The sequence below is a fragment of the Micromonospora sp. NPDC049645 genome, from assembly GCF_040675155.1.
GTDB lineage: Bacteria > Actinomycetota > Actinomycetes > Mycobacteriales > Micromonosporaceae > Micromonospora.
This window is the reverse complement of the sequence record NZ_JBFAOI010000003.1, coordinates 310,050-333,466: the sequence shown is the minus strand read 5'-3', so window position 1 is coordinate 333,466 and position 23,417 is coordinate 310,050. Positions and strand designations below refer to the sequence as shown.

Genomic DNA, 23,417 nt, shown 5'->3' with positions numbered 1-23,417 from the left:
ACCATGACCGGGTGAGCGGTGCTGTGCAGACGGGTCGGGCCTCCTCGGCCGGCCCCGGCGCGCCGGCGCCGGCCCGGTCGCGGCGGCGTTGGCTGCTGGTCGCGACCGTGGCCTGGGCGGTGTTGCTGGCCGTGCTCACCTGGACATCGGTCCGCGACGACCCGCCGACCGTCCGCGAACAGCGCTCCCTCGACCAGGCCGCCCCGGTGGTCGACCGGGCAGTCGGAGAGCTGGCCCGCGCCGTCGGCGCAGCCGGTCTGCTGGAGTTGGGCCCGGCGCGGATCGCGACCGGCTGTCGGGTCACCCCGCTCGAAGACGGCGCGAGGCTGCGGCGCGAGGTCGGCGTGCTCGCGCCCACCGGTGACGAGCAGGCCGTGCTGGCCGGCATCGCCGAGCGGCTGCCGGCGAGCTGGCGCGCCGGGGTCGGGCCCGGGGTGGACGGCCCCGAGCTGCGCGCCGACGCGGGCGAATTCGTGGCCGTCGAGGGGCGGCCAACCGTCGACGGCCGGGTGCGACTGGTCGTGGACACCGGTTGCCGGCCGGTCGGCGCCGGTTACCCGCCGGCCCCGCCCGCGGCTGCCGGCCCGGAGGCCGCCGCGCTGACCGCCGCGCTGCGGGCGCTCGGCCGGCCGGGTGACGCCGCGCCGGAGCTGGTCACCGCGCCCTGTCCGGGCGGAGGGCTCGCCCGTACCGCGCGGTCCGCGAACGATGCCGGCCCGGCGGCCTCGACGGCCGCCCTCGCCCCGCTGGCCGGCAACGCCCCACTGCTGGAACAACCCCCGGTGTACGCGTACCGCGCCGGCGGCGTCACGGTGCTGGCCGAGCTCGGCCCGGACGCCACCCGCCTGGCCGCCACCGTCGGCTGCCCGGAATGAGCCGGGCCGGCCGCTCGGGTCAGCCGGCGCCCGGCTGATCGTCCGGGCCACGGCTGCGCCCCAACGCGTCGACCATGCCCCACCGGCCGGGGATGTCCAGCAGCTCGACCCGGCCCATCCCCGGCGGCACGGCCGGGTCGATGATCAGGTGTTCGCCCTGCGGCTCCAACCCCAGCATCACCCGCAGCAGCAACAGCGGCGTGCCGGTTGACCAGGCCTGTGGGCTGCACGCGGTCGGGTACTCCACCGGGTAGTCGGTGAGATCCCGGGCGTAACCGGCGAACGCCTCCGGGAGCCGCCCCTGGAAGTACCGGGACGCCGCCAGCATCCGGTCGCAGAGCACCCCGGCCTCGTTGCGGAAGCCGTACCGCCACAACCCCCAGGCGATGATCGAGTTGTCGAACGGCCAGACCGTGCCCACGTGGTAGCCGATCGGGTTGTACCGTCCCTCGTCCGCGGCGAGCGTCCGCACCCCCCAGCCGGAGAAGAGTCGGGGCCCGAGCAGGTGCTCGACGACCTTGCCGGCGCGGGACTCGTCCACGATGCCGCTCCACAGCAGGTGGCCGATGTTCGAGGTCAGCGCGTCCACCTGCCGGCCGTCGGCGTCCAGCGCGAGCGCGTAGTGCTCGCGGTCGGCGATCCAGAAGTCGCGGTCGAACCGTCGCTTCAGATCGGCGGCCTCCCGCTCCAGCTGGTCGGCGTACTCCGGGTCGTTCCAGAACTTCCGGGCCAGCCGGGCGGCCCGGATCTTCGCGTCGTACGCGTAGCCCTGCAACTCGCAGGTGGCCCGGGGAAAGCCGGGCAGCTGGCCGTCGGCGTACGAGATGGCGTCCCAGGAGTCCTTCCAGCACTGGTTCTGCAGACCGCTCTCCGGGTTCCGGGTCTGGTACCAGAGGTAGCCGGTGCCGAGCAGGTCACCGTAGGTGTCGATCCACTCCAACGCCGCGCGGACCTGCGGCTCCAGCCGACGCACCAGGGCGGCGTCGCCGGTCCAGCGTTCGTACTCGTCGATCAGGATGACGAACAGCGGCGTCGAGTCGGCCGACCCGTAGTAGGGCGAGTGTGGCTGCTCCTCGAAGCCGGCGGTCTCCCCGTACCGCAGCTCGTGCAGGATCTTGCCGGGTTCCTCGTCCCGGAAGTCGTCCACCCGCTGTCCCTGAAGGCCGGCCAGCATCAGGATGGTCGGCGGGACCAGCTCCGGCAGGAACGGCAGCACCTGCAACGAGGTGATGATGCTGTCCCGACCGAACAGGGTCATGAACCAGGGCAGCCCCGCGGCGATCAGCCGGACGCCCAGGGCGATCGACTCGTAGCGCAGGGCGGCCAGGTCGTTGAGGCTGCGCCGGTACGCCCCGGCCAACGGTTCACAGTCGCAGCCGAGCTTCGGCGCCCGGTCGATCAGCTCCTGCTGTTCGGCTCGGATGGCGTCCGCGCTGCGGCTGCCGCCGTACGGGAGGGTGGCCCGGATGTCCTCGCTGCGGGCCCCGTAGACGACGCTGGACACGTGCAGTCGGGTGGTCCACCACCCGTTGCGGGCCACCCGGATCCGGAAGCTCATCCCGTTGGCGTCGACCTGCGCCGGCGCGGTGCTACGGACCACCATCTCCCGGTGGAACGCCTCCCGCCGGTAGGTCACCCGCAGCTCGTTCTCGGCGACCGTGACGGTGGTCCGGCCCCGCTTCTGCCGAGAATTCTTGATCTCGAACACGTCGGCGAAGTCGGCCCCGATCTCGATCCGGACGGTGCACTCGACCTCCGCGCCGAGGTGGTTCAGCACGGTCAGCTCCTCCTCGAAGCTGCCCACGATCGCCCGGCTGCGGATCACCGACGCCTTCGCGTCCAGGTAGTGCGTGGGTTCCCCGGGGGCGAGGAAGAACTTGGTGCGGTACGACTCGGCGTCGTCGACGGAGAGGGCGTGCAGGCGTTCGCCGTCCAGAGTGAGCACCCAGGTGGACAGGAAGCGGGTGTCGAAGGAGAACAGCCCGGTGGGGAAGTCGTAGGACGGTTCGATGTCCCCACGCCGGTCACTGACCAGGAAGGTGTTGCCGTCCAGAATGCTGACGAGGTCCCTCACCTCAGTCGTCCGGCTGCTCGACGGGCCGTTTCGCGAGGGTCGCGGGTGCCGGGCGGGTTCGGAAAGAACCGGCGGAAGGCCAGGAAGAGCACCACGTTCCCGCTGAACGTGCTCTCGTTGCGCAGCACCGCCGCGACCCCCTGAGCCTCGCCGGTGATCAGTCGGTCGAAGAGGGCGGCGCTGCTGTACCAGATGGCGTCGGCCGGGCCACGCTCACGGCTGACCTGCACCGACCCGGGCCGCATCCGCACCAGCCAGTGTTCGGTCCGGTGGTCGTCGCCGAGGTCGATCTGGAGGGTGCCGTCGGCCAGGCCGCCCAGGACCTCGGAGGCACGCGACGGCAGTGCTTCGAAGAACCTCTCCGCCGCCTCGGTCACATCCGAATCGTAGGCAGTTGTCCGAGGTGTCGGGTCGGTATCGGCACTCCGCCCGGATCGACCCGCAGCCGCCGGACGGTCAGTAGACGAGCGCCTGCGCGCCCTCGGCCAACGCCTCCTCGACGAACACCGCGGCGCCCGCGATCCGGACCCCGGGGAGTACGTCGTCCGGGCCGATATCCCGTCGGGCCGCGCACTGGGTGCAGGCGGTCACCCGACCGCTGGTCAGGATGACGTGCAGCAACTCGGCCAGGGGCGCGGAGTGCGGCAGGTCGAACTGCTGGGCGCGGCCGGGCAGCGCGAACCAGGTCGACTCACCGGTCAACCAGAGCGAGACGTCCACTCCGGCCGCGACCGCCGTCGCGGCGACCGTGAATGCCTGTGCGCACCGCTCCGGGGCGTCCGCCCCCGCGGTGGCCTTGACGACGAGATTGCGGGCCATGTGGCCCAGCATAGGATGGTCGGGATGGTTACCGAGATCGGGTTTGTCAGCCTGCTGGTCGCTGGCCTGGGCGGGCTCGCCGGTGGCCTGGTCTACCTTGCCGTACGCATTTCGAGAGGACGCTGGTGAGTGGCCCAGTGAGCGAGAACCCGCTGCAGCCGCCGTGGCTGAACGCGCCGCCGGTCGAGGAGTACCCGTTCGAGGAGAGCCACGACCTGCGGGTCGGGCCGAAGCTGCACCCCGCGCTGGATGGCCTGCTGCCGTACATCGGCCTGTGGCGCGGTCGGGGCAAGGGTGGCTTCCCCACCATCGAGGACTTCGACTACGCGCAGGAGATCCGGATCAGCCACGACGGCCGACCGTTCCTGCACTACGAGTCGCGGGCCTGGATCCTCGACGAGCAGAGCAAGCCGGTCCGTCCGGCCGGTCGCGAGGTCGGTTGGTGGCGGCCGGTGCAGGTGGACGGGCGGGCGACCGACGACCTGGAGGCGCTGATCACCACCCCGACCGGGGTGATGGAGCTGCACCTGGGCAAGCGCACCGGCACGCAGGTCGAGTTCGCCACCGACGCGGTGATCCGGACGCCGACCGCCAAGGAGGTCACCGGCGGGCACCGGCTGTTCGGCATCGTCGAGGGCGCGCTGCTCTACGCGCAGGAGATGGCCGCCATGGGGCACGGGCTCAGCCCGCACCTCTCGGCCCGGCTCGTGCGGGTCGGCGGCTGATCAGACGGGGAAACCCAGCAGGGCGTGTAGGGCGGGGGTGCGCGGGCAGTCGTCCCGGCGCACCCCGTCCAGCATCCGGACCTCGGCGAGCCCGCGCACCGACGAGCTGAACCAGACGCCGTCGGCGGCGTGCAGCTCGGCCGGGGTGACCATTCGCTCGGCGGCGCTCAGGCCCAGCTCGGCGGCGTGGGCTCGCAGCCAGGCGACGGTCGTGCCGGGAAGGATGCCGGTGGTGGCGGCCGGCACCGTGCAGAGCGTGTCGCCGGTGAGCCACACCACATTGGCGATGGGGCTTTCCAGCGCGTACCCGTCTGAGGAGATCCAGAGCACGTCGTCCACGCCGGCGCGACGGGCCCAGCGACGGGCGGCGGTGTTGACCGCGTACGACGTGGATTTGATGCCGGCCGGCAGCCAGGTCAGATCGTTGCGGGCGGTGGCGGGCAGCCCCAGCGGCAGGGTGGCCACCGTGATGCCGTCCCGTCGGGCCGCCCGGGAGGCCGGCGGCACCTCGGCCAGCGTGGCGTAGACCGTCGGCGGGCCGCCGCCCTCCGGCCCTCGCGTGCAGACCAGTCGAAGTGCCCCCTCCACCTGCTCCGGCCAGCCAGCCCGCACCTCGTCCAGCAGGTCGATCAGTGCGCTGGTGGGCGGCAGGTCCAGCTCGACGGCGGTCGCCGCCGCGGCCAGGCGGGCCAGGTGTTCGTCGCGCAGCCACGGCCGGCCGCGCCGCAGGTGCATGCTCTCGAAGAGGCCGTCGCCGTGCAGCACCCCGAGATCGTCGCCGCGCAGCACCGGGTCGCCGGGTGGCACCGTGCCGCGCCCCAGAACGGCGATCCGCGCGGTCGGCTCGGCCGCGACCTTCCCGACCGACGACCCCACCATGACCGTCGAGCGTAGCGGTGGGTCGATCGCGATGGGGGGGAACAGCCTGGTGACCGAACTATGATCGGACGGTGTCCGAATCCTCCCTCGCGGAAATGCTGCGGGCCCGTGGGCTGCGACTGACGGCCCAACGGCAGCTCGTCCTCCAGGCGGTGCTCGATCTGGGCCACGCCACACCGGAGCAGGTGCACACCGCGGTTCGGGAGGTCGCCGCCGGCGTCAACATCACCACCATCTATCGCACGCTGGAGCTGCTGGAACGGCTCGGCCTGGTGACCCACACGCACCTCTCACACGGCTCGCCGACGTACCACGCGGCCGGTGAGCACCAACACGTCCACCTGGTCTGCCGGGAGTGCGGCGCGATCGACGAGATCGAACCGGAGCTGTTCCGCCCGCTCGCCGACCAGTTGGCCGCGCAGCGGGGTTTCCGGGTGGACATCGGGCACGTGTCACTCTTCGGCGTCTGCGCACGCTGCGAGAACGGGGACGACAAATGATCGACATCGCGGGCGCGGTGGCCGTCGAGAGCATCGACGAGGCCAGCCGTGACCAGCCGGATCCGGCGCACGTCGCGGCCGGGGTGCGGGGGGTCGCCGCGCACTACGGCGACCCGCTGCGTGAGCAGCGCACCCTCGACACCGAGGTCGGCCTCGTCGACCGGTCGCATCGAGGGGTCATCGCGGTGCCCGGGGAGGATCGGGCCGGTTGGCTGCACACGATCACCTCGCAGCACCTGAACGCGCTCGCGGCCGGCGAGGGCACCGAGCTGCTGGTGCTGTCGCCGCACGGTCACGTCGAGCAGCACGCCATGGTCGCGGAGGACGGCGAGACCGCCTGGCTGGACACCGAGCCGGGGGCGACCGAGGGCCTGCTGACCTACCTGGAGAAGATGCGCTTCTTCAGCAAGGTCGAACCCCGCGACGCGACTGCCGAGCGCGCGCTGTTGTCGCTGGTCGGGCCGGCGGCCACGGAGGCGCTGGGCACGCTCGGCGTGACCGGGCTGGCGGCACCGGACCTGGTCGCGGTGCCGGGTCCGAAGTTCGCGCACGGTGCCGTGCCACCTCGGGCGAGTGTTCGGTACGACGTACGGCCGCTGCCGGTCGGCGGCTGGGCCCGACGTGGTCCGCTCGGGGTGGACCTGCTGGTCCCCCGGTCGGCGATGGACCAGGTGGTGGCCGAGCTGCGCGGCGCCGGCGTGCCGGTCGCGGGGCTGTGGGCGTACGAGGCGATCCGGGTGGCCGCCCGGCAGCCCCGGGTCGGGGTGGACACCGACCACCGGACCATCCCGGCCGAGGTCGACCTGATCGCCCCGGCGGTGCACCTGGACAAGGGTTGCTACCGGGGGCAGGAGACGGTGGCCCGGGTGCACAACATGGGCCGCCCGCCGCGTCGCCTCGTCCTGCTGCATCTGGACGGGGTGACCACCGACCAGCCGCCGGTGGCCGGTACCCCGGTGACCCTGGACGGCCGGGCGGTCGGCTTCGTCGGCACCGCGGTGCTGCACCACGAGCTGGGTCAGGTCGCCCTCGCGGTGCTCAAGCGGAACGTCCCGGACGACGCCGCGTTGCTGATCGGCGAGACCGCGGCGGCGATCGACCCGTCCTGAGCGGGCCGTCTAGGATCGCCGGCATGACGACAGGGACGTTGATCACGGTGGCCCCGACCGGCGCTGAGTCGGCCAAGGCGGAGGTGCCGGCGCTGCCGGTGACCCTCGACGAGTTGCTGCTCACCGCCAAGGAGTGCGAGGCGCTCGGCGCCGCCGTGATCCACGTCCACATCCGCGACGACGAGGCCCGGCCGACGCTCGACCCGGTGCGCCTGGCCGACACGGTGGCGGCGCTGCGCGAGGGCACCGACCTGATCGTGCAGCTCTCCTCCGGCGGCGCGGTGACCGACCCGGAGGCCGCCCGGCTCGCCGTGCTCGACGCTCGTCCGGACATGGCCTCCTGCACCATGGGCACTGTCAACTTCGGCGACGACGTCTTCCTCAACCGCTGGGAGTTCATCGTCGACGTGCACACCCGGATGCAGGAACGCGGGATCGTGCCGGAGTACGAGATCTTCGACCTGGGCCACCTGTCCGCGTTGCAGCGGTTGCTCGGCAGGTACGGGCTGCCGGCAGGCGGGCACGTGCACGTCGACTTCGTGATGGGCGTGCCGGGCGGTATGCCGGGCACCACCGAGACGTTGGTCGCGGCCCACCGGATGCTGCGGGACCTGCCGGAGGGCACCACCTTCTCGGCCACCGGCGTCGGGCGGAGCACTCTCCCGGTGCTGCTGGCCGCGCTGTCGACCGGCGGGCACCTGCGGGTCGGCATGGAAGACACCGTGACGTACGCGAAGGGCCGCCCGGTGGAGTCCAACATGCAACTGGTCGCCCGCGCGGTGGGTTTCGCCCAGCTCGCCCAGCGCCCGCCGCTGACCACCACCGAGGCCCGCGAGCTGCTCGGCCTGTAAGGCCGGGTCCGTCCCGCGCTCCTGTCACCCGGGCGCTGGACCACCTGGTCACCCCGCCGACGGGCACCCCCGCAGCGTCGGTACCGTCCAGCGCGTGACGAAGACGTACGAGGGCGGCGCGCCGCTCGCCGAGGTGGTCCGGTCCGGGTTCGTGGAGGGTGCGCACCGCGGCTCGGTGGTGGTGCTGGACGCCGCCGGTGTGGCGGTGGCGTCCGCCGGGGACGTGACCTCACCGGTCTTCCCCCGCTCGGCCAGCAAGCCGATGCAGGCGATCGGGATGCTCCGGGCCGGCCTGGCGTTGACCGACCCGGCCGACGTGGCGCTGGTTGCGGCGAGTCACGCGGGCGAGGAATTCCACCTGGACCGGGTCGGTGCGCTGCTGGAACGTGCCGGTCTGGACGCGTCGGCGCTGCACTGCCCGCCCGACCTGCCGGTGGGCGCGGCGGCCCGGGAGGCGGTGCTGCGCGCCGGTGGTGGTCCGAGCCGGGTGCAGATGAACTGCTCCGGCAAGCACACCGGGATGCTGCTCACCTGCCAGGCCGCCGGGTGGCCGCTGGACGGCTACTGGCGGCCGGAGCACCCGCTGCAGCAGCGGTTGCGGGCCACCATCGAGGAGTTCACCGGCGAGCAGGCGGCGGCGGTGGGCGTCGACGGCTGCGGCGCACCGGTGCTCGCGGTGTCGCTGACCGGCCTGGCCGGGGCGTACCTCCGGTTGGTCGACGCCGAGCCCGGCTCGGTGCCGCGCACGGTGGCCGACGCGATGCGGGCGTACCCGGAGATCGTGGGCGGCACCCGGGCCGACGACTCCCGGTTGATGCGCGGGGTGCCGGGGCTGCTGGCCAAGGTCGGCGCCGAGGGCGTGATCGCGGTGGCGCTCCCGGGGGTCGGCGCCGTCGCGCTGAAGATCGACGACGGTGCCGACCGGGCCCGGATGCCGGTGCTGGTCTCCGCACTGCGCCGGCTCGGCGTGGACGCCCCGGTGCTGACCGAGTACGAAGAGCTGCCGCTCTTCGGCGGTGGCGTCCCGGTCGGGGCGGTCCGCCCGCTCTGGTGAGGCGGTCGCGGGGTCAGGCCCGTCGCGGCGCGCCTGCTAGCCCAGGAAGTCGAGCAGCGCGGTGTTGACCGGCTCCGGGCGCTCCAGCGGCAGCAGGTGCGCGGCGTCCGGCACGTCGGGCAGTCGGATCGCGCCGGGGACCTCGGCGGCGATCCGGTCGGCGAGCCGACTGATGTCCGGTACGTCCGCGGCACCGGCGGTGACCAGGACGGGGATCGTCAGTTCGCCGAGCCGTCCGATCGCCGGTGGCGTCAGCTCTCCCACCTCGACCGCGCCGAGCGCCAGCTCGGCGGCGAGGGCCCGCTGATCCATCTCCTGCGCGAACGCGACCAGCTCGGGGTCGACGTCCGCCGGCTGCCGTTGCGGGCCGACCACCCAGAACCGCACCTCGCCGGCCGCGCCGGCGACGAAGTCGTCGGGGTCGACCTCGCCGACCAGGTCGTCCCAGAGGTCGTTGGCCTCGTCGGACCACTCGTTGCCGGAGACCGCCGTGTCGAACAGCGCGAGCGCGCTCACCCGGTCGGGGTGGGCCAGCGCGGTGTCGATGGCGACCGCCCCACCGAAGGAGCAGCCGACCAGGGCGGCCCGGGGCAGGCCCAGCGCGTCCAGGAGCCCGACCACGTCGTCGTGGTGCGTGAACGGCGCCGGGGGCAGCTCCGAGTCTCCGTAGCCGCGCAGGTCCGGAACGATCACCCGGTGCCGGGCGGCGAGCGCGGGCACCTGTCCCCGCCACATCCGCCGATCGGCGATGCCGGCGTGCAACAGAACGACGGGCGCACCGGTGCCGGCCTCGTCGTACGCGATGCTTGCTCCATTGACTGTGATCTTGTGCACGAACGGACCGTACGGATCGGGCGAGCGGCGCGCAAACGGGATGTCGAGACCTTGCTAACTATGGTTAGCGTTTTGCTTGCAGGAGCTAGCGCGGCCGGTTAACGTCGCTGGCATGGCCACACCCAAGGACCTTCCCGACGTCGGCGGGTTCATCCGCGATCTGCGGCGCAACGCCAAGATTTCGCTGAGGCAGCTCGCCGAGCAGGCGGGGGTCAGCAACCCGTACCTCAGCCAGATCGAACGCGGCCTGCGCAAGCCCAGCGCCGAGGTGCTCCAGCAACTGGCGAGCGCGCTGCGGGTCTCCACCCCGGCGATGTACCTGCGCGCCGGTCTGCTCGACGACAAGGAAGGCCACGGGGTGCTCGCCGCCATCGCCGTGGACGCAGACCTGACGATGGCGCAGAAGCAGTCGCTGAGTCAGATCTACGAGACGTTCCGCCGGGAGAACACCCGGCTGGCCGAGGCCCAGGCCGAGGCGGCCCAGCCCGCCCAGCCCGCCCAGCCCGCCGAAGAGCCCGCCAGCCAGGCCGCCGACCTGGCCAATGTGGCCGCCACCGGCCCCACCACCGTGGGCGGCACCCCGACCGAAGCCGTGCTCGAGTCGGTCGCCGTCACCGAGGCGGGCACCGCCCCCGCCCCGGGCAGCAGCAGCAACATTCCCCAGAAGAAGAAGGCCGCCGAGGCGGCCGAAGAGGAGACGTCATGAGCGAGCCGAAGACCAACCGCATCCCCGCCCCGATCTACGCCGCCGCCGGCGCCGGTGAGCTGGCCATCGAGCAGCTGCGCAAGCTCCCGGCCGTGGTCGGCGTGCTCAGCACCCGGGTCGTCGCCGACCTGGGTGGCCGGGCCGTGCTGACCGGCTTCGAGTTGAAGCAGAAGGCCACCGAGACGCTGCGTACCGCCAACGAGACCGCCGACCTGGCGAAGCTGCGCGAGGTGGCCGACATCGACAAGCTGCGCGCCGCCGCGACCCGCAACGCCGCCCTGGTGGTGGCGGGCGCCCAGGCCGCCCAGGAGCGCGCGTTCGCCGCCTACGGTGCGCTGGTGGCCCGCGGTGAGCGGGTCGTCGGCGCCGGTGTCCTGGAGGCCGCCGACACGGTCAACGCCGACATCGAGGCCACTCAGGGCGGTGCGCCGGCCACCACCGCGGCGGCCACCACCGCCACCGCCCCGGCTTCCGCCGACGTGCCGACCCCGGCCGACGTGGCCGAGATCGCCGAGACCAAGCCGACCGCCGTCAAGAAGGTCGCCCGCGCGCCGAAGGCCGCCAAGCCGGCCGAGACCCCGTCGGCGAAGCTTCCCCGGGCCACCAAGCGGACCAGCCCGGCCGGCGAGTAGCTCGTCGCATCGACGACCCCGGCGGCGTCCTTGTCGGACGTAGCCGGGGTCGTGGACATAAACTTGCCGACATGGCCAACGCCGCGCCGATCTTCGCGTTCGAAGTCCGCTACGTGATCGAGCTGATCCTGCTCGTCTTCGCGCTGATCATCCAGGGTGTCGCGCTGGTGCACGCTGTCACGCAGCGCTCCGACGCCTTTCCCGCCATCGGGACGCTGCCCAAGGGCGGCTGGATCGCCATCCTGGCGGTCTGCCTGGTGCTCACCCTGCTCGGTTTCGGTCCGATCAGCCTCTTCGGACTGATCGGCATCGCCGCCGCGCTCATCTACCTGCTCGACGTCCGGGTCGGTCTGCGCGACCTGAGCGACGGCAAAGGGTTCTGGTGAGAGGTTTTCGCTGGCCGCCCCCACCCGACAGCGGGCCCCGCAGCTGGGGGCCCGGTCCGGGTGGGCCGCGTACCGGCCGCCCGGCGCTGCCGGAGCCGGAGACCGAGCTGGTCACCACCCCGCACGGCGTACGGCTGGAGCGGCTGGTCACCGGCACCGGTGATCCGGTCACCGTCTTCGCGCACGGGCTGGGCAACGGCATCGCCACCACCCGCCCGTTCGGCAGTGGGGTGAACGGCCGCAAGGTGTTCTTCCAGTTCCGCGGGCACGGCCGTTCCGAGGCTCCGGACGGTCCGTGGGACTACCTGGACCTGGCCCGGGATCTGCGGGCCATCGCCGATCTCGGGGGTGCCAGCCGGGCGTTCGGCGCGAGTCTCGGCGCCGGTGCCCTCTGCCGGCTCCTCGCCGAGAGCCCGGAGCGTTTCGACAGGCTGGTCTTCTTCCTACCGGCGGTCCTCGACGAGCCACGCGGCCCGGTGGCCTCGGAACGCATCACCGACCTGCTGGAGGCGGTGGAGAGCGGGGACGCCTCGGCGGTCGCCGACGTGGTCACCCTGGAGCTGCCCCCGGCGGTGCGCAACACCCCGGCTGGCTGGGCGTACCTGCGGCAACGGCTCGACCAACTGCTCCGCGACGGTCTGGCCGACGGCCTGGCCGCGCTCGCGGACCAGACCCCGCTGCGCCAGCTCAGTGATCTGTCGGCGGTCACCGCGCCAGCGCTGGTGATCGGCTGCGCGGGCGACGACCTGCATCCGGTCGAGGTCGCCGAACGGCTCGCCGTCGCGCTGCCCCAGGCCACCCTGCACCTGTACGACCGGCCCGGAGTGCTCTGGTCGGAACGCGCCGACCTGCGGGACCGTATCTCCGGCTTCCTGAACGAGTAGCCTGCCCTGTCATGGGCGTCACACAGCATGGCCGGACGCACCGGCTCGACCTTGCCGACCCGACCCTGCGCGAATGGACGTGCACGGTCCTGCACGCCGACCCGGAGCAGGGCATCGTGCTCGATCGTTCCGCGTTCTACCCGGGCGGTGGGGGTCAGCCACCCGACCACGGCGTGCTGCTCTGGCAGGGCGTGCAGACCCGGATCGTGGGCACCCGCAAGGGCGACGACCCGTACCTGATCCCCGCCGAGGGTGACCCGCTGCCGCCGGTCGGCACCGAGGTCGTCGGCGCGGTCGAGGACGAGCGCCGCACCCGGTTGATGCGCACCCACTCCGGCCTGCACGTGCTCTGCGGCGTGGTGTTCCGCGACTTCGGCGCGCTGGTCACGGGAAACTCGATGGAGCCGGGCGAGGCCCGGATGGACTTCAACCTCCCCGAGGTGCCCCCGGACTTCAAGGCCCGCATCGAGGAGCTGGTCAACGCCGAGGTGGCCGCCGACCGTTCGGTCGCCACCCGGGTGCTGCCGCGCACCGAGGCGCTGGCCCTGCCGGACATCATCCGTACCCAGTCCAACCTCATCCCGCCGGACGAGCAGGAGGTCCGGATCGTCGACATCGTCGGGCTGGACGTGCAGGCCGACGGTGGCACCCACGTCGCCTCCACCGCCCAGATCGGCAAGGTGCAGGTGGTCAAGGTGGAGAGCAAGGGCCGGGCCAACCGCCGGGTCCGGGTCCGACTGGTGGATTAGGCCGGCTGACGAATTCGGACGTCGGTTGTCAGGTATTCCTGACAACGTCGCAGGCATGACACAACCGCTCGCAGGGAAGATCGCGCTCGTCGCCGGTGCCACCCGTGGTGCCGGCCGGCAGATCGCTGTTCAGCGCCGCCGGCGGCACCGGCATCGCCGTCCAGGTCGATCACCTGGTGCCCGAGCAGGTCCGCGACCTGGTCGCCCGGATCGACGCCGAGCAGGGCCAACTCGACGTGCTAATCAACGACATCTGGGGCGACGGCACCAAGGCGTACAACGACGAGAACTACCGGCTGTCGGTCTTCTACGACCTGGCCAAGGTCTCGGTCAACCGGCTCGCCTTCAGCCAGGCGCACGAGCTGAAGCCGCACGGTTGCACGGCGGTGGCGCTCACCCCCGGCTGGATCCGTTCCGAGGCGATGCTTGAACACTTCGGCGTGACCGAGGAGAACTGGCGCGACGGCGCTGCCACCGACCCGAACTTCCTCATCTCGGAGACCCCGGCCTTCGTCGGTCGCGCGGTGGCCGCGCTGGCCGCCGACGAGGACAAGGTCCGCTGGAGCGGCAGGTCCGTCGATGCCGGCACGCTGTCCAAGGTGTACGGGTTCACCGACCTGGACGGCAGCCAGCCCGAGGGCTTCCGCTACATCACCGAGGTGGTGGACGCGGGCAAGCCGGCGGACGTGACCGGCTACCGGTAGAGCGCGGAGAGCCGGTCGGCGCTCGCCGCGAACAACTGCCGCAGCTCGGGTGGGTCGAGGACCTCCACCTCGGGGCCGAGCCCCAGCAGTTGGTGGTACGCCACCTGGACCGACTCGACGGGCAGCCGGGTCACCACCCAACCCTGTCGGTCGGGTTCTCCGGCGGCGGCGAGCAGTTCGTCGTACACGAAGGGGGCATCGACCAGGTGCCGGAGCTGGCGCAGGCCGGCGGGGCTCAGCCGGACGGTGACCTCGGCCCGCAGCATGGTCCGAAGGAACGACCCGGCCTGCTCGCGCCAGTGCCCGGCCAGGTCGAAGCCCTCGTCGCGGTCGAAGTGCTCGTCGCCCAGCTCGACCCCGGTGACCCGGTCCACCCGGTAGGTGCGCACATCCTCGCCGACCCGACCGACCAGATACCAGACCCCGCTCTTGAGCACCAGGCCGTACGGCTGGACCCGGCGGGTCACCTCCCGGTCGCCGCGTCGGTAGCGCAGCTCCACCACCCGGTCTCCCCACACCGCGCGGGCCAGCTCGGGCAGCCAGAGCGGTGCCGCGGTCTCCCGGAACCAGCCTGGCACGTCCAAATGGAACCGCTGCCCGGTACGGGCCGGCGCGTCGCGCAGGGCGGGTGGCAGCGCGGCGAGCACCTTCAGCTCGGCGGACGCGACCGCGTCGGCGAGCCCCATGTCACCGGCCGGGCCGGGTAGCCCGGCGAGGAACAGCGCCTCCGCCTCGTCCCGGGTCAGCCCGGTCAGCCGGGTGCGGTAGCCGCCGAGCAGGCGGTAACCGCCGGCCCGGCCCCGGTCGGCGTAGACCGGCACACCGGCGGCGGAGAGCGCCAGCACGTCCCGGTAGACGGTCCGCTCGGAAACCTCCAGCTCCCGGGCCAGCTCGCTCGCGGTCATCGACCCGCGCGCCTGCAACAGCAACAACAACGAGATCAGTCGGGACGCGCGCACCCGCCCATCCTGCCCGGTGCCGCCCGCCGTCCGGCGGATTCGATCACGGCTGGTTAGGCTGCTCGATCGTGGATGCCAGCAGAATCGCCAGCCCGGTGACCGGGGTCGTCGGACGCTTCCTCGCCGGAGCCGGGCTGCTCCTGCGCGGGCTGGGCCTCTACGTCCGCAGCCCGGGGTTGATGCTGCTCGGCATCGTGCCGGCGCTGATCTCCGGCGTGCTCTTCCTGGCCGCGCTCGCCGCGCTCGTGTACTTCGTGGACGATCTCGCCGCGCTGGTCACCCCGTTCGCCGACGACTGGTCGAGCACCGGCCGCAGCCTGGTCCGGGTGATCGCAGGGTTGGCCTTCCTGGGGCTCGGCGGCCTGCTCGGCGTGCTCACCTTCACCGCGGTCACCCTGGTGATCGGCGACCCGTTCTACGAGAAGATTTCCGAGCAGGTGGAGCAGCGGTACGGCGGCACGCCGGGCGCGGTGGACGTGCCGTTCTGGTCGTCGCTGCGGCGCAGCCTCGCCGACTCGGTACGGCTGGTGGCGCTGACCGCGCTGGTCGGGATTCCGCTCTTCCTCGCCGGCTTCATCCCGGTGGTCGGCCAGACGGTCGTCCCGGTGATCGGGGCGGCGGTCGGCGGCTGGTTCCTGGCCGTGGAGCTGGTCGGCGCGCCGTTCTACCGACGTGGGATGCGGCTGCCGCAGCGCCGGACGATCCTCAAGGCCGACCGCCCCACCGCGCTCGGCTTCGGCGTGGCCGTGTTCCTCTGCTTCCTGATCCCGCTCGGCGCCGTGCTGATCATGCCGGCCGCGGTCGCCGGGGCGACCCTGCTGGCCCGTCGCTCGTTGGGCCAGTCGATCGAGGGGAGCTGACATGGACATCGCCCTGGTCGAGGGGGACATCACCGCCCAGCAAGTGGACGCCATCGTGAACGCCGCGAACTCGTCCCTGCTCGGCGGCGGCGGAGTCGACGGCGCCATCCACCGGCGTGGCGGGCCAGCCATCCTGGAGGAGTGTCGGGCGCTGCGGGCGTCCCGCTATCCGGACGGGCTGCCCACCGGCCAGGCGGTGGCGACCACGGCCGGGGAGCTACCGGCCCGCTGGGTGATCCATACCGTCGGCCCGGTCTGGTCGGACAGCGCGGACCGGTCGGCGCTGCTGCGCGACTGCTACACCAACAGTCTCGCCGTCGCCGACGAGCTGGGCGCGACCACCGTGGCGTTTCCACTGATCTCCGCCGGCATCTACGGCTGGCCGCTCGACGACGCGGTCCGCCAGGCGCTGGCGGTGCTGCGCGCGGCCACCCCGTCAACCGTCACCGAGGCGCGCCTGGTCCTCTTCGGCGCCGACACCCACGCCACCGCCCGCCGGGTCCAGCGCTTGACGGTGTGATGGCGGTTGCGGCATCGCTTACCGGAGTGGCACCGTGCCGACGGGCGTCATCCGCGCACCAGCACGACGCCGGGCAGGTCAGGTCAGGTCGGCCAGGCAGGACCATTCGGCCGCCACCGGGCGGTAGCCCAGCCGGGTGTTGATCGCGAGCATCGGGGCGTTCGCCTCGTCGTTCGAGGTGTACGCGACGCGTACGCCGTTCGCGGCGGCCCGGTGCAGCGCCGCCGTCTTGGCCAGCCGGGCCAGTCCCTGCCCACGGTAGGCCGGGATGGTGCCGGTGTAGTCCGACCACATCCGGTCCCCGTCCCGCTTGACCAGGCTGAACGCGGCCACCTCGCCATCGATCTCGGCGGCGGTGCTGGCCGTCTTGTCCAGGCCGAGGTTGTCCCACACGTCGTACTGCCAGCTCTCGTAGCTTTTCGTGTCGAGCGGCACGTCGCTCGGTTCGTCAACGACCGAAGCCAGGTCCGCCGCGAACAGCAGCTGCGGGTCCAGGTCGGCGATCGGGCGCAGCCGTACGCCCGGAGGCGGTTCCGGCAGCGCGGGTGCCGGGTTCAGATCGAGCGCCGAGTAGCGCAGCTCGCGGCTGGGCTCGTAGCCATGTCGGCGGGCGAACGGCAGCGAGTCCTCCTGGGCCACGGCACGCAACCGGCGGGTTCCCAACGTGCGGAGGTGGTCGGTAGCGGCCGTCAGCAGCTCGCTACCGATTCCGCGCCGCCGGTGCTCCGGGTGCACGTGCAGCAGGTTGACGCCACCGAAGTTCGCCGTCGACGTCGCGCCGATGCGCTCGGCGGACACCCAGCCGACCACCCGGTCGTCGACCTCGGCCACGAACGCGGTCCAGCCCTCCCCGGGCGGGGGTTCGGCGATCATCTTCCGGGTCGACTCGATCCCGCGTACCAGGTACGGGTAGACAATCGCCCGTAGGGCCACCAGGCCCGGGGCGTCGTCCGGCTGCGCCTCCCGGATCCGCATGTCAGGCCCCCATCCGTACGGCGGCGACCGCCTCGACCTCGACGAGCTGGTCGGTGTAGCCGAGCACGGCCACCCCGAGCAGGGTGCTGGGCGGATCGTGGTCGCCGAAGAAGTCCCGCACCACCTCCCAGGTCGTCACCAGGTCCTTCTGCTGCGACGACGCCACGTAGACGGTGGTCTTGACGACGTCGGTCAGCCGCGCGCCGGCCGCGTCGAGCGCGGTCGTCAGGTTCGTCATCACCTGCCGGGCCTGCGCCGCATGGTCACCGGGCGCGACGGTGCGCCCCTCGGCGTCCAGCGGGCACGCCCCGGCGGTGAACACCAATCGGGCGGGTGCGTCGACGGTGGCCGCGTAGGCGTACTCGGCGACGTCGGAGAGGGCGGGGACGTGCAGCAACGCGACGGGTTCGGGCATGCCGGCGAGGCTAACGATGATCGCCCGCCGGAGCGACGCATTAACATCCCGCTCGACGGGCCCCAGGCAGCAACTTCAAGGAAATAGTGGCTTCCCACCGCTCGGAGGCCACTATTTCCTTGAAGTTGCGCGGATCTTGGGGCGCGGCGGGGTGGGCGTGGGCCGTGGGTCAGGCGGAGTCGCGCCGAATCAGCTCGGTGGGGAGCATGACGACCGGTTCGATCGTCTCCCCGGCGGCCAGCCGGAGGAGCTGCCGGGTCATCTGACGGCCGAGTTCCACGATCGGCTGCCGGACGGTGGTCAGTGGCGGCTCGGTGTAGGCGGCGGTCTCGATGTCGTCGAAGCCGACCACCGCCACGTCCTCCGGCACCCGCCGACCGGCCTCGCGCAGCGTACGTAAAGCGGCGTGTGCCATCAGGTCGGAGGCGGCGAAGACGCCGTCGAGGTCGGGATGCTCGGTGAGCAGGCGACGCATCGCGGCGGACCCGGACTCCCGGGTGAAGTCGCCGATGGCGATCAGCTCGGGCAGGCCCGCGTCGGCGACCGTGCTGCGGTAGCCACTGAGTCGTTCGATGCCGGCGACCATGTCCTGTGGCCCGGCGATGGTGGCGATCCGCCGACGACCGCTGTCGATCATGTGTCGGACGGCGGCGGTCACCCCGGCCACGTGGTCCACATCGACGTACGGGACGGGCACGTCACCGAGCGGCCGGCCGCTGACCACCACCGGGATGCCGAGTCGGGCCAGCGTGCCGGGCAGCGGGTCGGCGCCGTGCAGCGACGCGAAGAGCACGCCGTCGACGTGCCGACCGGTGGTGTACCGCTCGACCCGGTGGTGCCCGGCCGGCGAGCCGGCGAGCATCAGCACCAGTTGCTTGTCGGCCGCCTCCAACTCCTGGCTGACGCCGCGGATGATGCCGGGGAAGACCTGGTCGTCGGAGAAGACCCGGGTGGCCGCCTCCGGCATGACCAGGGCGATCGAGTCGGTGCGCTGGGTGACCAGGCTGCGGGCGGCGAGGTTGGGGACGTACCCCAGCTCGGCGACCGCCCGGGTGACCGCCTCGCGGATCGGCTCGGCGACGGTGGTGGAGCCGTTGACCACGCGGGACACGGTGGCGCGGGACACCCCGGCCCGCGCCGCCACCGCTTCGAGCGTCGGCCGCTGCGCCGTCGTCATCGCGCCTTCCCCCCGCTCGTCACAGCCCGTTCCGGGAGATCACCTCCTGGTACCACCGGGCACTGGCCTTCGGTGTGCGCCGCTGGGTCAGGTAGTCGACGTGCACGATCCCGAACCGCTTGCGGTAACCCTCCGCCCACTCGAAGTTGTCCAGGAATGACCATACGAGATAACCGCGCAGGTCCACGCCCCGGGAGATCGCCTCGTGCGCCGCGCGGAGGTGCCCGTCGAGGTAGGCGATGCGATCCGCGTCGATCACCTGCGCCGGCCCGTCGGGCGCGTCGGCGCCCGGCTTGTCGGGAAACGCCGCCCCGTTCTCGGTGATCAGCAGCGGTACTCCGGGATAGTCGGTGGCGATCCGCTCCAGCAGCCGGGTCAGCCCGGCCGGCTCGATCATCCAACCCATGTCGGTGAGCGGCCCGGCCGGCGGCAGGAAGTGCACCGCGCCCTCGGTGCCCGGATACGCGCCGTTGCCCGCGCCGTCGGGCCGACCGGCCACGTAACTCGGGGCGTAGTAGTTGATGCCGAGCAGGTCGATCGGGGCGGCGATCAGCTTCTCGTCGCCGTCCCGGATGAAGGTCGGCTCGACGATCCGGGCCACGTGCTCGCGGACGTCGTCCGGGTAACCGCCGGCAAGCAGCGGGTCGAGGAAGATCCGGTTGTGCAGGCCGTCGACCAGGCGGACCGCGGCGGCGTCCGCCGCGCTCTGCGGGTCGGCCGGGCGCACGTCGGCCGGGTTGACGGTGATGCCCACGCTGCGCGCGCCGGCCGCCCGCAACGCCCGTGCCGCCAGGCCGTGCCCCAACAGCAGATGGTGTACGGCGGTGAAGGCCGCCGCCGGATCCTGCTCGCCCGGCGCGTGCACGCCGTTTCCGTAACCGAGGTACGCCGAGCACCACGGCTCGTTGAGCGTGGTCCACACGTCGATCCGGTCGCCGAGACGGGCGTACACCGCCGTGGCGTAGGTGGCGAAGTGTTCGGCGGTGTCCCGGTTGGTCCAGCCGCCCCGGTCACCCAGTGCCTGCGGCAGGTCCCAGTGGTAGAGGGTGACGATCGGGTCGATGCCCCGGTCGAGCAGCGTGTCGGTGAGCCGGTCGTAGAAGTCCAGCCCACGCGGGTTGGCGGGGCCGGTGCCGTCGGGTTGGATCCGGGGCCAGGCGACCGAGAAGCGGTACGTCCGCAGCCCCAGCTCGGCCATCAGCGCCACGTCGTCGGCGTACCGGTGGTAGTGGTCGCAGGCGACGTCGCCGGTGTGACCCTGGTACACCTTGCCCGGCGTACGGCTGAAGGTGTCCCAGATGGACGGACCGCGACCGTCGTCGCGGGCGGCGCCCTCGATCTGGTAGGCGGCGGTGGCCGCCCCCCAGAGGAAGTTCTCGGGAAAACGGATCTCGTTCACGCCTTGACCGCACCTTCCATGATTCCGCCGATGATCTGCCGGCCGAACAGCACGAAGACCAGTAGCAGGGGCAGCGTCGCGATGGCGGTGCCGGTAAACACCTGCGACATGTCCTGGTAATACCCGTCCGACAGTGCTCGTAGGGACAGCTGCACGGTTGGATTCGCCGGGTCGTTCAGCACAGCGTACGGCCAGAGGAAGTCGTTCCAGGTGGTCATGAACGTGAGTAGGCCGAGGACGGCGGCGGCGGGACGCAGCGCGGGCAGCACCACGTGCCACCAGATCCGGGCGGTGCCACAGCCGTCCATCCGGGCGGCCTCGATCAGCTCGTCGCTGACCGCCTGGCCGGCGTACTGCCGCATCATGAACACCCCGAACCCGGTGACCAGGGCCGGCACGATGACCGCGGGCAGCCGGTCGTTCCACTGCAACCGGGTCATCAGCAGGTAGAGCGGGATCACGCCGAGCTGGGTCGGCACCATCATGGTCGCGATGATGACGAGCAGCAGGGCGTTGCGGCCCCGGAACCGCAGCTTGGCGAAGGCGAAGCCGGCCAGGCTGGAGAAGAACACCACGGACACGGTGACCGTGCCGGCGACGATAGTCGAATTGATCAGACCGGTCAGGAAGTACGCGTCGGTGTTGTCGAACAGCCGGGCGATGTTGGCGCCCAGGTTGCCGCCGGGCGTCATCGGTGGTGGCAGTTGCCCCATCGCGTCGCTGGATCGGCTGGCCACCACGAACATCCACCAGATCGGAAAGACCGACAGGCCGGCGGCGACGACCAGGGCGAGGTAGGTGAGCGGGCTGGCCCGCCAGAGTCGGCTCATCGCGCCGTTCCCTTCTGCGGGCGCTCCGCGCCGCTCGTTCCCTTCCGCGGGCGCTCCGCGCCGCTCGTTCCCTTCGTCGGGCGCTCTGAGCCGCCGAGACGGCGCAGGAGCAGCACGTTGACGGCCGCCACGATCGCGATGAGCGCGAAGAGCAGCCAGGCCACGGCCGAGCCGTACCCGAAGTTGTAGTGCGGCGCGAAGGCGTTCTCGAACATGTACATGGTCAGCGTCTGCGACTCGCGCATCGGTCCGCCCCGGATCGGGTTGGTGCCGGAGTGGAACAGTCGAGGCTCGGTGAAGAGCTGGAGGCCACCGATGGTGGCGATGATGGCGCAGAAGATGATCGTCGGTTTGAGAAGTGGCACGGTGATCGACCAGAACTGCCGGGCCCGGTTGGCGCCGTCGATGGACGCCGACTCGTAGAGGTCGCGGGGGATGGCCTGCATCGCGGCCAGGAGGATCAGCGCGTTGTAGCCGGTCCACCGCCAGTCGACCATCGCGGAGATCGCCACCCAGGAGGCGAACCGGTTGGACTTCCAGCCGATCGCGTCCACCCCGACCAGGTCCAGTAACCAGTTGATCATGCCGAACTCGCGGCCGAAGATCACCCCGAACACGATCGCCACCGCGGCGGTGGACGTGACGTTGGGGACGAGCACCGCCATCCGCCAGCCGGTGCGGGCCCGCAGGCCCCGGTTGAGCAGATTGGCCAGCCACAGCGCGGCCAGCAACTGCGGCACGGTCGAGATGACGAAGATCCCCAGGGTGTTGACCAGCGCGTGCCAGAAGTCGGCGTCGGCCAGCAGCCGGGTGTAGTTGTCCGCCCCGACGAAGGGATGGTCGACCCCGAGCAGGTCCCAGTCGTGCAGCGAGACCCAGAAGGTGTACGCCAGCGGGTAGACCCCGAAGACCGCGAAGAGCAGGAAGAACGGGGCGATGTAGAGGTACGGCGAGAGGCGGGTGTCGAGCCGGCTGAACCGACCCGGTGTGCGCTGGGGTGCCGGTACGACCGGCGGGCGGGCGTCGAGCTGGACGGTCATGCCCGGGGACTCCTTTCCGCGGTGCGGGCGGACTCCGGTCCTCGGAGCCCGCCCGCACGCTGGTTGGGCTACTTGGCGGCGGCCTTCTTCGCGTTGGCCACCGCGTCGGCCCAGCCCTGCGCGGGGTTGCGCTGGCCCAGCTCCACGGTCCGTACGGCGTTCTCCACCTCGGTTCGGACGGCCTGGTTCTTCGGGCCCATGTAGACCGGCTTCAGGCTCTTCGCGCCGGTGCCGAAGATGGCGCCGACCGGTGCCCCGGAGAAGTACGCGTTGGTCGCGCCGGTGATCGCCGGGTCGTCGAGCGCCTGCGGCGAGGAGGGCAGCGGGCCCTTGGCCTTGAACGCCCCGATCTGGCCCTTGGCGCTGGTCAGGAACTTGACCAGCTCGATCGCCTCGGCCTGGTGCTTGCTCTGCTTGGGCACGGCGAGGTGCGACCCACCCCAGTTGCCCCCGTTGCCGGGGACCCGGGCGATGTCCCACTTGCCCTGGGCGCCCGTGCCGGCGTTGGCCTCGATGACACCCGTCATCCAGGCGGGGCAGGCGATGGTGGCGAACTTCGACTGCTTGAAGGCGGAGACCCACTCCTCCGACCAGGAGCCGTACTTTCCGGACAGGCCCGAGTCGATGATGTCCATGGTGGTGTCCCACGCCTGTCGTACCGATGGGTTGCTGTCGACGACCAGGTTGTCGCTGGTGTCGTAGTAGCTGTAGCCGGTCGTGTTCCCGGCGGTCTGCAACAGGATGGTGTTGAAGGTGTTCGTCGCCGCGTCGAGGAACGACGCGCCGGTCTTCGCCGCGACGAACCGCTCTCCGGTGGCGATGTAGTCCGGCCAGGTCGGCCAGAGCTTGGAGACCGCGTCCCGCTCGGTGGGCAGGCCGGCCTTCTCGAAGAGGTCCTTGCGGTAGCAGATGGCGATCCCGCCGACGTCGGTGCCGAGGCCGATGAGTTGCTTGCCGTCGGCGGTCAGGCCGGCGTTCCACTTCCATTCGAGGAAGTTGCCCTTGAGGTCGGCGGCACCGTGGTCCAGCAGGTTGACGAAGTTCGCCGGATTGGCCTTGTACTCGACCAGCAGGCCCTCCTCGATGGCCACCACGTCGCCGGCGCCGCGGCCGGCGGCGAGCCACTGGGTCAGCTTCGGCGAGTACTCGTCGAGGTTGGTGCCGGTGCCGCGCTCGACGATCTTCACGTCGGGGTGCGCGGTCATGTACTCCTGGTAGAGCTGCTCGTAGCCGAACTGGCCGAAGACGTCGACGGTCAGGGTGATCTTTCCGTCGCCCGGCTCGTCGCCGCCGCCGCAGCCGGCGGTGACGAGCAGGGCGGTGGTGGCGGCGAGGGCCACCGCGGCGAGGCGGCGGCGCGGGAAGACAGCCATGGTTATCGACCTCTCTCAAGGCGGGGGGGTGGTGGCAGATGGCTAAGAGAGCGCTCTCACGACAGGGTGGTGGGTCGTCCACCCGCTG

General features: G+C 71.9%; 27 protein-coding genes and 1 pseudogene. 15 read left to right on the top strand and 13 right to left on the bottom strand.

Translation table 11 applies throughout. From position 1 onward, the window contains the following. Positions 1-11 precede the first annotated feature (11 nt). Positions 12-875: a hypothetical protein gene (locus AB0J33_RS10100; protein ID WP_363611868.1), complete on the top strand. Its 864-nt coding sequence runs from the start codon at positions 12-14 to the stop codon at positions 873-875. Between the two features lie 19 nt (positions 876-894). Here the strand turns inward: AB0J33_RS10100 and AB0J33_RS10095 are convergent, their stop codons facing one another. The 3 genes from AB0J33_RS10095 to AB0J33_RS10085 form a co-directional block, all read right to left on the bottom strand. Next, positions 895-2,949, bottom strand: coding sequence for a glycogen debranching N-terminal domain-containing protein (locus AB0J33_RS10095; RefSeq protein ID WP_363611866.1), 2,055 nt, complete (start codon positions 2,947-2,949; stop codon positions 895-897). Beyond that, the gene (locus AB0J33_RS10090) at positions 2,946-3,326 is read right to left on the bottom strand and encodes an SCP2 sterol-binding domain-containing protein (RefSeq protein ID WP_363611864.1); all 381 of its coding nucleotides are present in this window, start codon (positions 3,324-3,326) and stop codon (positions 2,946-2,948) included. Before AB0J33_RS10090 ends, AB0J33_RS10095 begins: the two co-directional genes overlap by 4 nt. Before the next feature lie 79 nt (positions 3,327-3,405). After that, positions 3,406-3,780, bottom strand: coding sequence for a DsrE family protein (locus AB0J33_RS10085; protein WP_363611862.1), 375 nt, complete (start codon positions 3,778-3,780; stop codon positions 3,406-3,408). 12 nt (positions 3,781-3,792) lie between these two features. On the opposite strand from AB0J33_RS10085, the gene mtfM reads away from it, so the two are divergent. After that, complete coding sequence (mtfM, locus tag AB0J33_RS10080) at positions 3,793-3,897, top strand: small membrane protein MtfM (protein ID WP_030327764.1); 105 nt, start codon at positions 3,793-3,795, stop codon at positions 3,895-3,897. A gap of 8 nt (positions 3,898-3,905) precedes the next feature. Further along, on the top strand, positions 3,906-4,493 hold the full coding sequence (locus AB0J33_RS10075) for an FABP family protein (RefSeq protein ID WP_363612372.1): 588 nt from the start codon (positions 3,906-3,908) through the stop codon (positions 4,491-4,493). Here the strand turns inward: AB0J33_RS10075 and AB0J33_RS10070 are convergent, their stop codons facing one another. Beyond that, positions 4,494-5,372, bottom strand: coding sequence for an aminotransferase class IV (locus tag AB0J33_RS10070; protein ID WP_363611860.1), 879 nt, complete (start codon positions 5,370-5,372; stop codon positions 4,494-4,496). A gap of 95 nt (positions 5,373-5,467) precedes the next feature. Here AB0J33_RS10070 and AB0J33_RS10065 point away from each other — a divergent pair, with 95 nt between their 5' ends. From AB0J33_RS10065 to AB0J33_RS10050, 4 genes are all read left to right on the top strand, one after another. After that, positions 5,468-5,872, top strand: a complete 405-nt coding sequence (locus AB0J33_RS10065) for a Fur family transcriptional regulator (protein ID WP_363612370.1) — start codon at positions 5,468-5,470, stop codon at positions 5,870-5,872. Then, entirely contained in the window at positions 5,869-6,981 is a 1,113-nt protein-coding gene (locus AB0J33_RS10060) for a folate-binding protein (RefSeq protein WP_363611858.1), read from the top strand. Before AB0J33_RS10065 ends, AB0J33_RS10060 begins: the two co-directional genes overlap by 4 nt. Before the next feature lie 23 nt (positions 6,982-7,004). Next, positions 7,005-7,832, top strand: a complete 828-nt coding sequence (locus AB0J33_RS10055; RefSeq protein ID WP_363611856.1) for a 3-keto-5-aminohexanoate cleavage protein — start codon at positions 7,005-7,007, stop codon at positions 7,830-7,832. Positions 7,833-7,926: 94 nt separating this feature from the next. After that, positions 7,927-8,886 (top strand): asparaginase, encoded by a 960-nt coding sequence (locus AB0J33_RS10050; RefSeq protein ID WP_363611854.1) that lies wholly within the window; start codon positions 7,927-7,929, stop codon positions 8,884-8,886. Between the two features lie 36 nt (positions 8,887-8,922). Here the strand turns inward: AB0J33_RS10050 and AB0J33_RS10045 are convergent, their stop codons facing one another. After that, entirely contained in the window at positions 8,923-9,720 is a 798-nt protein-coding gene (locus AB0J33_RS10045) for an alpha/beta hydrolase (protein WP_363611852.1), read from the bottom strand. Positions 9,721-9,832: 112 nt separating this feature from the next. On the opposite strand from AB0J33_RS10045, the gene AB0J33_RS10040 reads away from it, so the two are divergent. From AB0J33_RS10040 to AB0J33_RS10015, 6 genes and pseudogenes are all read left to right on the top strand, one after another. Next, on the top strand, positions 9,833-10,426 hold the full coding sequence (locus tag AB0J33_RS10040) for a helix-turn-helix transcriptional regulator (RefSeq protein WP_363611850.1): 594 nt from the start codon (positions 9,833-9,835) through the stop codon (positions 10,424-10,426). Further along, positions 10,423-11,058: a hypothetical protein gene (locus AB0J33_RS10035; RefSeq protein WP_363611848.1), complete on the top strand. Its 636-nt coding sequence runs from the start codon at positions 10,423-10,425 to the stop codon at positions 11,056-11,058. The genes AB0J33_RS10040 and AB0J33_RS10035 overlap by 4 nt, the downstream gene beginning before the upstream one ends. Positions 11,059-11,129: 71 nt before the next feature. Then, positions 11,130-11,444: a DUF2516 family protein gene (locus tag AB0J33_RS10030; RefSeq protein WP_030327754.1), complete on the top strand. Its 315-nt coding sequence runs from the start codon at positions 11,130-11,132 to the stop codon at positions 11,442-11,444. Continuing rightward, positions 11,441-12,328, top strand: a complete 888-nt coding sequence (locus AB0J33_RS10025) for an alpha/beta hydrolase (RefSeq protein WP_363611845.1) — start codon at positions 11,441-11,443, stop codon at positions 12,326-12,328. The genes AB0J33_RS10030 and AB0J33_RS10025 overlap by 4 nt, the downstream gene beginning before the upstream one ends. A gap of 11 nt (positions 12,329-12,339) precedes the next feature. After that, positions 12,340-13,077 (top strand): alanyl-tRNA editing protein, encoded by a 738-nt coding sequence (locus AB0J33_RS10020; RefSeq protein WP_354972269.1) that lies wholly within the window; start codon positions 12,340-12,342, stop codon positions 13,075-13,077. 55 nt (positions 13,078-13,132) lie between these two features. Continuing rightward, positions 13,133-13,781 (top strand): annotated as a pseudogene (locus AB0J33_RS10015) (short-chain dehydrogenase). Here AB0J33_RS10015 and AB0J33_RS10010 read toward each other — a convergent pair. Next, entirely contained in the window at positions 13,772-14,740 is a 969-nt protein-coding gene (locus AB0J33_RS10010) for a YafY family protein (protein WP_363611843.1), read from the bottom strand. The pseudogene AB0J33_RS10015 and the gene AB0J33_RS10010 overlap by 10 nt on opposite strands. A 68-nt stretch (positions 14,741-14,808) precedes the next feature. Here AB0J33_RS10010 and AB0J33_RS10005 point away from each other — a divergent pair, with 68 nt between their 5' ends. Further along, positions 14,809-15,600: an EI24 domain-containing protein gene (locus AB0J33_RS10005; RefSeq protein ID WP_363611841.1), complete on the top strand. Its 792-nt coding sequence runs from the start codon at positions 14,809-14,811 to the stop codon at positions 15,598-15,600. A 1-nt stretch (position 15,601) separates the two neighbouring features. Next, a complete protein-coding gene (locus AB0J33_RS10000; RefSeq protein ID WP_363611839.1) occupies positions 15,602-16,120 on the top strand; it encodes an O-acetyl-ADP-ribose deacetylase in 519 nt (172 codons plus the stop codon). Between the two features lie 78 nt (positions 16,121-16,198). Here the strand turns inward: AB0J33_RS10000 and AB0J33_RS09995 are convergent, their stop codons facing one another. The 7 genes from AB0J33_RS09995 to AB0J33_RS09965 form a co-directional block, all read right to left on the bottom strand. After that, positions 16,199-17,095, bottom strand: a complete 897-nt coding sequence (locus tag AB0J33_RS09995; RefSeq protein WP_363611837.1) for a GNAT family N-acetyltransferase — start codon at positions 17,093-17,095, stop codon at positions 16,199-16,201. A 1-nt stretch (position 17,096) separates the two neighbouring features. Next, complete coding sequence (locus tag AB0J33_RS09990) at positions 17,097-17,510, bottom strand: RidA family protein (protein WP_363611835.1); 414 nt, start codon at positions 17,508-17,510, stop codon at positions 17,097-17,099. Between the two features lie 169 nt (positions 17,511-17,679). Continuing rightward, entirely contained in the window at positions 17,680-18,687 is a 1,008-nt protein-coding gene (locus AB0J33_RS09985; RefSeq protein WP_363611833.1) for a LacI family DNA-binding transcriptional regulator, read from the bottom strand. Between the two features lie 19 nt (positions 18,688-18,706). After that, positions 18,707-20,086: a GH1 family beta-glucosidase gene (locus AB0J33_RS09980; RefSeq protein WP_363611831.1), complete on the bottom strand. Its 1,380-nt coding sequence runs from the start codon at positions 20,084-20,086 to the stop codon at positions 18,707-18,709. Then, positions 20,083-20,916: a carbohydrate ABC transporter permease gene (locus AB0J33_RS09975; RefSeq protein ID WP_363611829.1), complete on the bottom strand. Its 834-nt coding sequence runs from the start codon at positions 20,914-20,916 to the stop codon at positions 20,083-20,085. Before AB0J33_RS09975 ends, AB0J33_RS09980 begins: the two co-directional genes overlap by 4 nt. Further along, entirely contained in the window at positions 20,913-21,956 is a 1,044-nt protein-coding gene (locus AB0J33_RS09970) for a sugar ABC transporter permease (protein ID WP_363611827.1), read from the bottom strand. Before AB0J33_RS09970 ends, AB0J33_RS09975 begins: the two co-directional genes overlap by 4 nt. 68 nt (positions 21,957-22,024) lie before the next feature. Beyond that, the gene (locus AB0J33_RS09965) at positions 22,025-23,329 is read right to left on the bottom strand and encodes an extracellular solute-binding protein (RefSeq protein WP_363611825.1); all 1,305 of its coding nucleotides are present in this window, start codon (positions 23,327-23,329) and stop codon (positions 22,025-22,027) included. Between the last annotated feature and the right edge of the window lie 88 nt (positions 23,330-23,417).